Source organism: Streptomyces luteireticuli, assembly GCF_041519305.1.
Taxonomy (GTDB): domain Bacteria; phylum Actinomycetota; class Actinomycetes; order Streptomycetales; family Streptomycetaceae; genus Streptomyces; species Streptomyces luteireticuli.
Map to the genome: position 1 here is coordinate 5,013,819 of NZ_CP167927.1, position 12,760 is coordinate 5,026,578.

At 73.9% G+C, this 12,760-nt stretch carries 9 protein-coding genes; 6 read left to right on the top strand and 3 right to left on the bottom strand.

What is annotated here, in order from left to right; all coding sequences use genetic code 11:
* Window positions 1-27: 27 nt before the first annotated feature.
* A complete protein-coding gene (locus AB8735_RS22505; protein ID WP_372408955.1) occupies window positions 28-726 on the bottom strand; it encodes a response regulator in 699 nt (232 codons plus the stop codon).
* A gap of 192 nt (window positions 727-918) precedes the next feature.
* Here AB8735_RS22505 and AB8735_RS22510 point away from each other — a divergent pair, with 192 nt between their 5' ends.
* Window positions 919-1,782: a DUF4344 domain-containing metallopeptidase gene (locus tag AB8735_RS22510; RefSeq protein ID WP_372408956.1), complete on the top strand. Its 864-nt coding sequence runs from the start codon at window positions 919-921 to the stop codon at window positions 1,780-1,782.
* Window positions 1,783-1,785: 3 nt separating this feature from the next.
* Here the strand turns inward: AB8735_RS22510 and AB8735_RS22515 are convergent, their stop codons facing one another.
* Window positions 1,786-2,979, bottom strand: coding sequence for a tetratricopeptide repeat protein (locus tag AB8735_RS22515; RefSeq protein WP_372408957.1), 1,194 nt, complete (start codon window positions 2,977-2,979; stop codon window positions 1,786-1,788).
* 236 nt (window positions 2,980-3,215) lie between these two features.
* Here AB8735_RS22515 and AB8735_RS22520 point away from each other — a divergent pair, with 236 nt between their 5' ends.
* The 4 genes from AB8735_RS22520 (at window position 3,216) to AB8735_RS22535 (ending at window position 9,775) form a co-directional block, all read left to right on the top strand.
* The gene (locus AB8735_RS22520; RefSeq protein ID WP_372408958.1) at window positions 3,216-4,403 is read left to right on the top strand and encodes a serine hydrolase domain-containing protein; all 1,188 of its coding nucleotides are present in this window, start codon (window positions 3,216-3,218) and stop codon (window positions 4,401-4,403) included.
* 35 nt (window positions 4,404-4,438) lie between these two features.
* On the top strand, window positions 4,439-6,076 hold the full coding sequence (locus AB8735_RS22525; protein WP_372408959.1) for a serine/threonine-protein kinase: 1,638 nt from the start codon (window positions 4,439-4,441) through the stop codon (window positions 6,074-6,076).
* A gap of 82 nt (window positions 6,077-6,158) precedes the next feature.
* Window positions 6,159-7,772: a succinic semialdehyde dehydrogenase gene (locus AB8735_RS22530; RefSeq protein WP_372408961.1), complete on the top strand. Its 1,614-nt coding sequence runs from the start codon at window positions 6,159-6,161 to the stop codon at window positions 7,770-7,772.
* Window positions 7,773-7,996: 224 nt separating this feature from the next.
* On the top strand, window positions 7,997-9,775 hold the full coding sequence (locus AB8735_RS22535) for a GMC oxidoreductase (protein ID WP_372408962.1): 1,779 nt from the start codon (window positions 7,997-7,999) through the stop codon (window positions 9,773-9,775).
* Window positions 9,776-10,402: 627 nt separating this feature from the next.
* Here AB8735_RS22535 and AB8735_RS22540 read toward each other — a convergent pair.
* The gene (locus AB8735_RS22540) at window positions 10,403-10,699 is read right to left on the bottom strand and encodes a chorismate mutase (protein WP_372408964.1); all 297 of its coding nucleotides are present in this window, start codon (window positions 10,697-10,699) and stop codon (window positions 10,403-10,405) included.
* Between the two features lie 320 nt (window positions 10,700-11,019).
* On the opposite strand from AB8735_RS22540, the gene guaA reads away from it, so the two are divergent.
* Complete coding sequence (gene guaA / locus AB8735_RS22545; RefSeq protein ID WP_372408965.1) at window positions 11,020-12,624, top strand: glutamine-hydrolyzing GMP synthase; 1,605 nt, start codon at window positions 11,020-11,022, stop codon at window positions 12,622-12,624.
* Window positions 12,625-12,760 lie beyond the last annotated feature (136 nt).

A 12,760-nucleotide genomic window follows, 5' to 3' on the forward strand; every position in this document is an offset into this window, starting at 1 on the left:
CGGACAGCCAGGGGGGCGGGCGGCGGGTCACCGCGCGTCGCCCCCGGGGCCGCCCGGGCCGGCGCCGGGCCGCCCGGCCGCGACGAGCCCGGCGCGGTCCGCGACGATCGCGGCCTGCACCCGGTTGAGGCCGCCGAGCTTGCCGAGGACCGCCCGGACATGGTCCTTGACGGTGCTGGGGGCCAGCCCCATCCGCTCGGCGATCTGCGGATTGGCCAGGCCGGCGCCCAGGTGCGCCAGCACCTCCCGCTCGCGCGGGGTCAGCGCGCGCACCGCCTCGGCGGCGGACGGCTCGGGGGCCCCGGCGCCCGCCGCCAGATAGCCGCCGATCACGGTCCGGGTCACGCCCGGGTCCAGCACGCTGCCGCCCCCGGCGAGGGTCCGCACGGCCCGGACGAGCTCCTCGGGGTCGGTGTCCTTGAGCAGGAACCCGGCCGCCCCACCGCTCAGCGCGGCGGCGAGGTACTCGTCCGCGTCGAAGGTGGTGAGCATGGCGACCACGGGCGGGGTGGGCAGCACCCGCAGCGCGCGGAGCACGGCCAGGCCCGAGACGTCCGGCATCCGGATGTCCAGGAGCACGACGTCGGGAGCGGCGGCCAGGACGGTGTCCACGGCCTGGCCCCCGCCGCAGTCCGCGACGACCTCGATGTCCCCGGCCGTGCCCAGGATCATCCGCAGCCCGGACCTGACGAGCTGTTCGTCGTCCACCACCGCAACACGGATCACCGTCCGCTACCTCATCCCTTCAACCCCGGGGACCCCACGGGTACCCGGCACCTTCCAGCCTGCCGCACCGGCGGAGAGCGTGCCGCGCCGATGGCGCGGACGACCGGTGCCCGCCCGGCGTCTCTCCGGTATCCGTCCGGCGTCCGACCGGCGGATTTCCCTCCCGACCTGCCGTCCGGCAGAGTGCAGTCCATGCTGCACCACGCCCGACCCGCCCCCCGTACGTCCTCCCGGGCGCCCCGCGCCCGCGCGCTGGCCGTGACGACGGCGTGCGCCCTCCTGGCCACGGCGTGCGGCGGCTCCCACGGCGGCGGGAAAGCGGCGCAGGGCACCCTGACCGTCTCCTACGAGACGGCGAAGCCGCGCGACGTCCGCGACCGGGACTTCCTGCGCGGGCGCAAGCTGGCCGAACAGGTCGCGGACGATCTCAACGGCGCCCTCCGGCTGCCCCGCGACATCGCCGTCACCGGCCGCTCCTGCCCCGAGGGCGATTTCCCCGACTACGACCCGGAGACGGGGCGGGTCACCCTCTGCTACGGCTACGTGGGCGAGGTGCGGTCGATGTTCGAGGACGCGGACGACGAACGCGACGGCAAGCGGGACGGCAAGCGGAACGGCAGGCGCGATGCCGGGGACCGCACCGCCGGCGTCGTCACCGAGACCCTCTACCACGAGCTCGCCCACGCCCTCATCCACCGGCTCGACCTGCGCTTCACCGGGCACGAGGAGGACGTGGCCGACCAGTTCGCCGCGTACCGGCTCATCCCCCGGGGCGCCGCCGGACGGGCCGCGCTGCGGGACGCCGCCGACAACTACGCCCAGTACGCCGCCGACAGCGACCCCTCGGACGACGACCCCAGCGACGAACACGCCCCGGACGCCGCCCGCAGCGCCAACTACCTCTGCTATCTCTACGGTTCGGCGCCCACGGGCAACGAGAAGCTGGTGGACGGCAAACGGCTCACCAAGGACCGCGCCGAGCAGTGCCAGGACGAGTACCGCAGCCTGCGCCGCGGCTGGGACGCGCTCCTCGCGCCGCACGCGGCCGGCCGCTGACCGTCACCCCACCAGCCGGCGCGGCGGCAGCGGCGGCGCCGGGCCCAGCGTCGTCGTCCCCGGCGCGGCGCGGTGCCCCAGGCCCGTGCGGTACGCGTTGAGCGCCGCGTCCGTACGCCCCGTGCGCCGCAGCAGATCGCCCAGCAGCCGGCACAGGTCGGCCAGGTCGCCGGCCGCGCCGGTGCGCTCCAGCAGGGACAGCGCCGCGCAGTAGTGCTCCTCCGCCGCGTCGTTGTCGCCCCGCTCCTCGGCCATCAGACCCAGCAGCCGGTGCGCGCCCCCGGCGTGCACCGCGCCCCGCTCGGCGCCCAGGGCGGACGGCGACAGCAGCGGGGCCAGCAGCGCCGCCGCCTCGTCCGCCCTGCCGCGCCGCCGCAGCACGTCCGCCAGCTCCACCTCGACCTGCACCGTGAAGAGCGGGGCCCGCTTGGACGCCAGCATCTCGCGGGCGGTGCGCAGTTCGCGCTCCGCGGCGGCCAGGTTGCCGTCCTGGGCGTGCACATAGCCGCGCATCCAGTGGCAGTGCGCCAGTTCGGTGCGGATGTGCAGCTGCCTGCACAGCTCCTGGGCCTTGGCCAGCGAGGCGTCCGCCTCGGCGAACCGGCCCTCGGCGACCAGGGTGCGTGCCACGCCCCGGTGGGTGCTGGCCACCAGCGCCGGATCGTCGACCTGGGCCGCGAGCCCCAGGGCCAACTCCGCGGCGCGGGCCGCCCTGGCGTGCGCTCCCATGTCCATGTACGGCGCTATGGCCGCTGTGTAGAGCAGCAGCAGCGCTCCCGGGTCGCGCAGGCCCGAGGCGTTCAGCTCGTCGAGCGCGGTCTCCAACAAATAGCAGGAGTAACGGAGTTCGCCGGCCAGCAGATGCGCCGTCGCCCGGCCGCGCAGGGCCGGCACCCGGCACGGCAGCGGCTCGTCCGCCAGCAGCAGCTCCGCCTCCGCGAAATGGTCGCGCGCCTCCGCCAGGTCGCCGGACTCCAGCGCGCAGTCCCCCAGGCCGACGAGGGCCGCCGCCCGTTCGGGGACCAGCCCCAGCCGGGCGGTCCCGTCGCGCAGTGCCGCGAAGAGCGCGGCCGCGTCCTCCGCCGCCCCGGAGTTCAGTGTGCGCCGGGCCTCGGCCAGGCGCAGAGCGATGTCGGCCGGCTCGTGGGCCGGTATCCCGTGGGTGCCGTTCCCGTCCACTTCCACCCCCCGGTTCATGACGCCGTGATGCGCGCCGCGGGTTGCGTCCGCATACGTCACTCATGCCCAGAACGGGGGGTGTCCACAGCGTTCCGCCGTATTCCGCCAATGCGGGTTCGGGGGGAGGGGGTTCATGTGCCCTGTCCGGGGGAGGGTCAGGGGTCGACACCAGGGGTAACCCCCACACGAACTCCGGGCCGGCTCCGGGCTCTCCCGGACGCCCGGGACGGCACCGCGGCCGAAGACTGATGACCATGGAAACGACGAACGTGACCCCCCGCCGCCGAGGACTCCTCGGGGCCGTCGCAGCCGGCCTGGTCGCGGCGATCGGACTCGGTGGCGCGGCCCCGGCCGGCGCCGCCGAGCGCCTCGACCGCGACGTGCTCCGGCGCACCGTGGACGGTCTCCCGGGCGAGGACGTGACGGGGGCGCTGGTGCGCGTGACGGGGGACGACGGGACGTGGTGGGGCACCTCCGGCGTCGCCGACCGGCGGACGGGCGAACGCGTCCGCTCCGACGTCTCGTTCCGCATCGGCAGCATCACCAAGCTCTTCACCGGCACGCTGCTGCTGCAACTCGCGGGCGAGGGCCGGGTGGACCTCGGCGCCCCCGTCCGCCGCTACCTCCCCGGCCTCCTCCCCGAGGGGTACGACGGGGTCACCGTCGGCATGCTGCTCGACCACACCAGCGGACTGCCGCCCGCCGACCGGGAGATGACCGTCGGCGACGGCTCGAACGCCTGGCGGGTCGCGCACCGCTTCGACTCCTGGTCGCCGGAGCAGATCGTCCGCGGGGCCCTGAGGGGTCATGACCGGCCGGTGTCCGTCCCGGGCGGCCGCCAGCAGTACAACGGCGTCAACTCCTTCGTCGCCGGGATGCTCGTGGAGCGCGTCACCGGACGCTCCTACGCCCACGAGGTGCGCTCGCGCATCACGCGCCCCCTCGGGCTCGGCCGTACCTATGTCCCCGCGCCGCGCGACACCTCGCTGCCGGAGCCGCACGCGCACGGCTACCTCGCCCTCGACCGGGAGGGCGGCCTCGCCGACGTCACCGAGCAGAGCCCCTACCCCTGGGCCGAGGGCGGCATGGTCTCCACGGCCGCCGACCTCGACCGCTTCCTCAACGCCCTCTTCGCCGGACGCCTGTTGCGGCCGGCACAGCAGAGGCTGCTGTTCACCCTGCCCGGTCCCGAGGTCGTCGTCACCGACCCCGAGAAGCGCTTCAGCCGGGCGGGGCTCATGCCGGCCGTCCTCCCGAACGGTGTCGAGGTCTGGGGCAAGACCGGCTCCGAGCCCGGCTACGTCAACGGCCTCTTCGCCACCAAGGACCGGTCGCGCCGCCTCGTCTACTCCCTCAACTACACCAACCGGCCCGGAAAGCCGGAAAAGCCCTACATCCTCGGCATCGCGAAGGCCGCCTTCACGGGCGCCGGGAAGCCGTAGGGCCTCGCGGCCACAGGGTGGGGCAAGATGTGCCCATGGGGAGTTTCGCTGCACACGACGGCGTGATCGCGGGGCGCTATCGGCTGGGGCGGCGGATCGGGCGCGGTGGCATGGGCACGGTCTGGCGGGCCACCGACGAACTGCTGGGCCGCGAGGTGGCGATCAAGGAGCTGCACGCGGACGACGCGTCGTCGGCCGGTGCCGCCCAGTCCTACCAGGACCGCACCCTGCGCGAGGCCCGCACCGTCGCGCTGATCAAGCACCCCAACGTCATCGTGCTGCACGACATCGTCGAGCAGGACGGCCGCCCGTGGATCGTCATGGAGCTGGTGGACGGCCGTTCGCTGTCCGACCGGCTGCTGGCCGACGGCCCGGTGGAGCCCCGGGAGGCGGCCCGGATCGGGCTGGCCATGCTGGGCGCGCTGCGCGCCGCCCACGCCCGCGGCGTCCTGCACCGCGACATCAAACCGCCCAACGTGCTGCTGGAGTCGGGCTCGGACCGCGTCGTGCTCACCGACTTCGGCATCGCCCAGGTCTCCGGCGCCACCACGATCACCGAGACCGGGGCGTTCGTCGGCTCGCCCGAGTACACCGCTCCCGAGCGGATGGCCGGCGGGCAGGCCGGGCCGGAGTCGGATCTGTGGTCGCTGGGCGTCCTGTTGTGCACCGTGCTCAGCGGGGCGTCACCGTTCCACCGGGACTCGCTGGGCGGCATCCTGCACGCCGTGGTCTACGACGAGATCCGCCCGCCGGAGGCGGCGGGTCCGCTGCTGCCGGTCGTCCGCGGGCTGCTGGAGCGCGACCCGGCCCGCCGGATGGGGACGGACGAGGCGGAGCGGCTGCTGCGCGCGTATCTGGACACCGGCCGCGTCCCGGCCGCCGCCGTCCACTACACCCCGACCCAGCGCGGCATCCCCGTTCCCGCGCCGGACCCCGCTCCCGTCCCCGCGCCGCTCCCCGCCCCGACCGCGCCCCGCGACCGCGCCGCCCGGGTGCGCACCGCCCTGCTGGGCGGCGTCGCCCTGGTCACCCTGGCCGGGCTCGGCGCGGGCGTGGCGGCGCTGCTGATGATCCGCGACGAGGAGGAGGACGCGCGGGACGCCAAGGCCGCCCCGCGGGTGACGCGCACCGTGACCCGTACGCCGGACTCCCCGCGCGGCTCGGCCCTGCCCACCGCCTCGGCGACCCCGCCGCCCGCCGCCGCGGACGTCAAGGCGCCGCCGGGCTACCGCTCCGTCCAGGATCCGGCGGGCTTCGCGTTCGCCGTCCCCGAGGGCTTCACCCGCTCCTTCGAACCGCCCCGCGTCTTCTACTACTCGCCCGGCAAGGAGTTCCGCATCGGCGTGCTGATCCAGGACCCCAAGGACGGCGGCCCGCTCGGAGCGATGCGCGAGTCCGCCTCCCAGGCGCCGGACCACTACCCCGGCTACCGCGACGGCCGGGTCGCGCGCACCACCCGCAAGGGGAACGAGGCGGCCTCCTGGGAGTTCACCTGGAACGGCTTCGAGGACACGGCCGGACCCCGGCACACCCTCGACCTCGCCTGGAACGAGGGCGAGAAGATGTACGACGTATGGGTCTCCGGCCCGGACGCCAAGTCGGCCGAGGTCCGGCGCCACTTCGAGACCGCGCTGGACACCTTCGTCCGCACCCGCCCGTTCTCGGGGCAGTGACGGCACGCCCGCGGAAGTGGCAGGTGAAAACAGGCTACTTGTGGGTACCCAAAGGTCGCGGGCGCGTCCTACGCTCGCCCTCATGACCGACTCGCGGCACAGCGCAGCACCGTCCGGGGGCAACCCCGTCGCACCGGGCAAGGACACCCGCACGGCGGCGGACGTCGTCACCCCCGCCCTCGTCGCCCGCCTCGCCCGCGGAGTGACCGGCTCCGGGGAGGCCGTCAGCCATGCGCCCTTCACCGGTGAGGTCCTCGCCCGGCTTCCCGCGTCCTCCCCCGAGGACGTCGCGGCCGCCTTCGACAGGGCCCGCGAGGCCCAGCGGCGCTGGCGGCAGGTGCCCGCGCGGGAGCGCGCCCGGGTCCTGCTGCGCTTCCACGACCTGCTGCTGGACCGCCAGTACGAGGTGCTGGACCTGATCCAGCTGGAGACCGGAAAGGCCCGGCTGCACGCCCACGAGGAGGTGCAGGCGGTCGCCGTCGCCGCCCGCTTCTACGGCCGTTCGGCCCCGGCCCTGCTGCGGCCCGGGGCGCACACCGGGGTGCTGCCCCTGCTGACCAAGGTCACCGAACTCCGCGTCCCGCGCGGCGTGGTGGGCCACATCGCCCCGTGGAACTACCCGCTGGAACTGTCGGCCGGCGACGCCCTCCCGGCGTTCGCCGCGGGCAACGCCGTGGTGATGAAGCCGGACACCGAGACCGCGCTCAGCGCCCTGTGGGCCCGTGAACTGCTCGTCGAGGCGGGGCTGCCCGAGGACGTGTGGCAGGTCGTCCTCGGCGAGGGCCCCGTCGTCGGGCCGGAGGTGGTGGCCCGCGCCGACTACGTCACCTTCACCGGCTCCACCCGCACCGGCCGCGAGGTCGCCCGCACCGCCGCCGGCCGACTCGTCGGCTCCTCGCTCGAACTCGGCGGCAAGAACGCGATGCTGGTGCTGCGGGACGCCGATGTCGAGCGCGCCGCGGCGGGCGCGGTCCGCGCCTGCTTCTCCTCCGCCGGGCAGCTGTGCATCTCCATCGAGCGGCTGTACGTCCACTCCTCCGTCGCGGACCGCTTCCTGGAGCGCTTCGCCGCCCGCACCCGGGCCGTGCGCCTGGGCCGCTCCCTCTCCTACGGCGCGGACATGGGATCGCTCGCCTCCGCGCGGCAGTTGGAGACGGTCGTCCGGCACGTGGAGGAGGCCGTCGCCAAGGGCGCCACCGTCCTCGTCGGCGGGCGGCCGCGGCCCGACGTCGGACCGTTCTTCCACGAACCGACGATCCTGGAGGGCGTCGAGCCGCCCATGGCCGTGTGCACCGAGGAGACCTTCGGGCCCGTCGTCTCCGTCCACCGCTTCGCCACCGAGGACGAGGCCGTCGAACGCGCCAACGCCACGCCGTACGGCCTCAACGCGAGCGTGTGGACGCGGGACGGGCGGCGCGGCCGGGAGATCGCGGCGCGGCTGCGGGCGGGCACCGTCAACGTCAACGAGGGATACGCGGCCGCTTACGGCAGCGCCCGGGCACCCATGGGCGGCATGGGCGACTCCGGGCTCGGGCGGCGCCACGGGACGGAGGGGCTGCTCAAGTACACGGAGGCGCAGACGATCGCGCATCAGCGGGTGCTGCCGCTGGGGCCGGCGTTCGGGCTGAGCGATGCGGCGTATGCGCGCGTCATGACCGCGGGGCTGCGCGCGCTCAAGTCCTTGCGCGTGCACTGACTGGTTTCTTTTGCCCCCGGCCCGCCCTTTCACCGTTTCTTTGCGCTCCGCGCGGGTGTCCTCAAGCTCCCCGGAGGGGGCAACCCCCAGACGGGCCGTTCAGCCCGTCCGGCGTTTGAGGACTTCGCCCGAAGGGCGAATGGGGGTCCGGGGGTCTCCCCCGGAAGAAACGGTGAAAGGGCGGGCCAGGGGCAAAACCCAACCCACCACCCACGGAGGCACCCGTGCCAGCAGACTCCGACTTCGACTACGACGTCATCGTCATAGGCTCAGGCTTCGGCGGCGCCGTATCCGCCCTCCGGCTGACCGAGAAGGGCTACCGCGTCGGCGTCCTGGAGGCCGGCCGCCGCTTCACCCGCGAGACCCTCCCGAAGAACTCCTGGGACCTGCGCAACTACCTATGGGCACCGGCCCTCGGCCTCTACGGCATCCAGCGCATCCATCTGCTCGGCCATGTGATGGTCCTGGCCGGTGCCGGAGTCGGCGGGGGATCGCTCAACTACGCCAACACCCTCTACGTCCCGCCGCGTTCGTTCTTCGAGGATCCGCAGTGGGCGGACATCACCGACTGGCACGAGGAGCTGGGTCCGTACTACGCGCAGGCCGAACGCATGCTCGGCGTGCGCCTCAACCCGACGACGACGCCCGCCGACGTCCATCTGAAGGCCGCCGCCGACCGCATGGGCTTCGGCCACACCTACCATCCGGCGCCGGTGGGCGTCTTCTTCGGCGACGGCCGCGACGCCGGTGCCGGTGACGACGGACCGCGCGCCGCCCCCGGCGCCCGGGTGCCCGACCCGTACTTCGGCGGCGTGGGCCCCGACCGCACCGCCTGCACCGAGTGCGGCGAGTGCATGACCGGCTGCCGGCACGGCGCCAAGAACACCCTCAACGAGAACTACCTGTACCTCGCCGAACGGGCGGGCGCCGTCGTCCACCCGCTCACCAAGGCCGTCGCCGTCGCCGAACTCCCCGGCGGCGGCTGCCGGGTGGTCACCGTCCCCACGGACCGGCGCCGGGCCCGGCCCCGGGTGCTGCGCGCCCGGCACGTGGTGCTCGCCGCCGGTACGTACGGCACCCAGACGCTGCTGCACACCATGAAGGACCGCGGCCTGCTGCCCCGGATCTCGGGCCGTCTCGGCCGGCTGACCCGGACCAACTCCGAGGCCGTCGTCGGCGCCCAGACCACCGACCGCCGCTACCGCAGGGCGCACGGCACGGCGGCGGACTTCACCCGAGGTGTGGCGATCACCTCCTCCGTGCACCCCAACCCCAACACCCACATCGAGCCCGTCCGTTATGGGAAGGGGTCCAACGCGATGGGCCTGCTGACCATCCCGCAGGTCCCCATCGCCACCTGGCGCGTACCGGCCTTCGTGGCGTCGTGCGCACGCCACCCGGCGCTGCTGCTGCGCTCGCTCTCCAAACGCCGCTGGTCCGAGCGGACCATCATCGGCCTGGTGATGCAGTCCGTGGACAACTCCCTGACCACGTACCGCCGGAGGAGGGGTCCGGGCAAGGGGCTGCTCACCGCGCGGCAGGGGCACGGCGCGCCCAACCCCGTACAGCTCCCCGAGGCGGCCGGGGCCGCGACCCGGATCGCCGAGGAGATCAACGGCTTCGCGGGCAGCAACGTGGGCGAGTTGACGGGCACCCCGCTCACCGCCCACTTCCTCGGCGGATGTCCCATCGGATCGGGGCCGGAGAACGGGGTCGTCGATCCGTACCACCGGCTCTACGGCCATCCGTTGATCTCGGTCGTGGACGGTTCCGCGGTCGCCGCCAATCTCGGCGTCAATCCGGCCCTGACGATCACGGCCCAGGCGGAGCGCGCCATGTCCTTCTGGCCCAACAAGGGCGAGCCGGACCCCCGGCCGGCGCAGGGGAGCCCGTACGTCCGGGTGGCGGCGGTCGAGCCGCGCCAACCCGCCGTCCCCAAGGGGGCGTTCGGGGCGCTGCGGCTGCCGTTCCTGCCGGTCCCTCCCGTGCCGCCGGCCTCCTGAAGCTCCCGAGACCTCCGAGGAGGACGGCGAAGGGCCCCGGACCGTCTACGCGGGGGCGTGCGGACGGCCGCGGGGCCCTTGACAGCCGGCACCGTGATCAGGGCGGTTCGGTGCCGAGGAGCGGCGCCGGGGGGAGCGCCGCGGGTCCGGATGGTCCGACCGATGGTGTGGTCCGACCAATGGCGGTACGGGACCGGTGTGTTGACGGGCTGTGCCGGTGGCCCCTTCGCATCGTGGGGCATGAACCGGGCCGGGCGCAACCGCCCGCCGCGGATGCGGCCGGTCCCAGGCGTCCCCGGAACCGGCCGACCCGGTGGGCGGCCGGGCTGCTGTCCCCTGCCGACCGGCCGCCGCACCACCGGAGTGAGGTCCCACGACGCGCGTCTCCGGCGTCTCACACTCCGGTGGCTCCGCCCCGTCGTTGCCGGGCGCCCCGATGGACGGGGGCGGATACCACGCGTGGATTTCTGGGGGTCCCCCTGCTCGGGCGAGGCCGGGTCCGGGGGAGGGCCGCTCCTGGCTGGTGCGGACAACGACTCCAACGAAGCCGGTCAGGAGCCGGTCACGCGCCGTACGGGTGACGGGAGGGGCGCGGGGTTACCGCCGGGCGGCGGGGCCGGGCGCGGCTCAGACCCGGCCCCGGCACAGGTCCAGCAGGGTCATCGCCAGGACCGTCCCGTTCTTGCCGAGCTGGTCGCTGTAGTGCGTGAGGATCTCCATCTCGCGGGAGAGGTTGACCCGGCGCCCGCCGGAGGCGATGCGGGCGCGCTGGATCTGCTCCGAGACCGCGATCCGTTCCTGGACGAGGCCGATGATCCTGCCGTCGAGATCGTCGATGCGCTCGCGGGCGCCGGTGATCAGACGGACGGCGTCCTCGGTGCGGGCGCCGGTGTCGGTGACGGTGGTGGCGGCGGTGGTGCTCATTTGCGGTGTGCTCCTGGGGTCCGGGCCCGGTGCCGGCGACGGCCCTTGAGGAGGAACGCACGAGCGCCCCGGGCCTTGCCGGCCCGGGGCGCTCGTGGAAGTCGCTGTTCTATCGCTGAGCAGCACGACCATGGCAGCCGGACGGGCCGGTGCCATAGGTAAAGACGAAGGTCGAGTGCTTGCGCATGGCGGACAGTATGGCCCCCGGGAGGCCCGGGGGCCAACCGCATTCGGATGGTGAGACAAAAGCGGCCCCCCTCGTCCCGGTAGAATCGACAAATAGAGACCCCCATCCCTCGATCGCCGGAAGGGCCGCTCCCGTGTCAGCAGCACCTCCTCCCGCCGCCCACGACCACACCGCGGAACCGGTGCTCGTTGTCGACTTCGGCGCCCAGTACGCCCAGCTCATCGCCCGCCGCGTGCGCGAGGCGCGGGTCTACAGCGAGATCGTTCCCAGCACGATGCCCGTCGCCGAGATGCTCGCCAGGAAGCCCCGGGCGATCATCCTCTCCGGCGGCCCCTCGTCCGTGTACGAGGAGGGCGCGCCCCGCCTCGACGACGCCCGCGCGCTCTTCACGGCCGGCGTCCCCGTCTTCGGCATGTGCTACGGCTTCCAGCTGATGGCCACCACGCTCGGCGGCACGGTCGACAACACCGGCGCCCGCGAGTACGGCCGTACGGCGATGTACGTCTCCAAGCCGTCCTCCACCCTCTTCGAGGGCACCCCCGCCGAGCAGTCGGTGTGGATGTCGCACGGCGACGCCTGCTCGGCCGCCCCCGAGGGCTTCGCCGTCACCGCCTCCACGGACCTGGTGCCGGTCGCCGCCTTCGAGAACGACGAGAAGCGGCTCTACGGCGTGCAGTACCACCCCGAGGTGATGCACTCCACGCACGGCCAGCAGGTCCTGGAGCACTTCCTCTACCGCGGCGCGGGCATCGAGCCCAGCTGGACCACCGGCAATGTGATCGAGGAGCAGGTCGCCGCGATCCGCGAGCAGGTCGGGAACAAGCGGGCCATCTGCGGTCTGTCCGGCGGCGTGGACTCCGCCGTGGCCGCCGCCCTCGTCCAGAAGGCCATCGGCTCCCAGCTGACCTGTGTGTACGTCGACCACGGGCTGATGCGCAAGGGCGAGACCGAGCAGGTCGAGAAGGACTTCGTGGCCGCCACCGGCGTCCAGCTGAAGGTCGTCGACGCGCAGGAGCGGTTCCTCACCGCGCTCGCCGGGGTCTCCGACCCGGAGACCAAGCGGAAGATCATCGGCCGGGAGTTCATCCGCGTCTTCGAGCAGGCGCAGGCCGAGATCGTCGCGGAGTCGGCGGGCACCGGCGAGGACGTCGCGTTCCTCGTGCAGGGCACGCTCTACCCGGACATCGTCGAGTCCGGCGGCGGCACCGGGACCGCCAACATCAAGTCCCACCACAACGTGGGCGGCCTCCCCGAGGACCTGGAGTTCGAGCTCGTCGAGCCGCTGCGGCAGCTCTTCAAGGACGAGGTCCGCATGGTCGGCTCCGAGCTCGGCCTGCCGGACGAGATCGTCCAGCGCCAGCCCTTCCCGGGCCCGGGCCTGGGCATCCGCATCGTCGGCGAGGTCACGCGCGAGCGCCTGGACCTGCTGCGCGAGGCCGACGCCATCGCCCGCGAGGAGCTCACCGCCGCCGGTCTCGACCGCGAGATCTGGCAGTGCCCGGTGGTCCTGCTGGCCGACGTCCGCTCGGTCGGCGTCCAGGGCGACGGCCGCACCTACGGCCACCCGATCGTCCTGCGCCCGGTCTCGTCCGAGGACGCGATGACGGCCGACTGGACGCGCATGCCGTACGAGGTGCTGGCCCGGATCTCGACCCGGATCACCAACGAGGTGCGGGACGTCAACCGCGTGGTGCTCGACGTGACGAGCAAGCCGCCGGGGACGATCGAGTGGGAGTAGTCGCTCCCTGAAGCAGCCGCTTCCTGAAGCGCATTGAAAGGGCCCCTCGTCCACAGCTGTGGGCGAGGGGCCCTTCGCATGCCAGGGGAGCACCCCCGCCCGTCGGCGGGGGTCGCTCGTCCTTGGGAGCCCCATA

Coding starts and splice junctions, on each gene's coding strand:
- AB8735_RS22515 (WP_372408957.1), bottom strand. CDS start 2,979: ATGAACCGGGGGGTGGAAGTGGACGGGAACGGCACCCACGGGATACCG.
- AB8735_RS22525 (WP_372408959.1), top strand. CDS start 4,439: ATGGGGAGTTTCGCTGCACACGACGGCGTGATCGCGGGGCGCTATCGG.
- AB8735_RS22510 (WP_372408956.1), top strand. CDS start 919: ATGCTGCACCACGCCCGACCCGCCCCCCGTACGTCCTCCCGGGCGCCC.
- AB8735_RS22530 (WP_372408961.1), top strand. CDS start 6,159: ATGACCGACTCGCGGCACAGCGCAGCACCGTCCGGGGGCAACCCCGTC.
- AB8735_RS22520 (WP_372408958.1), top strand. CDS start 3,216: ATGGAAACGACGAACGTGACCCCCCGCCGCCGAGGACTCCTCGGGGCC.
- AB8735_RS22540 (WP_372408964.1), bottom strand. CDS start 10,699: ATGAGCACCACCGCCGCCACCACCGTCACCGACACCGGCGCCCGCACC.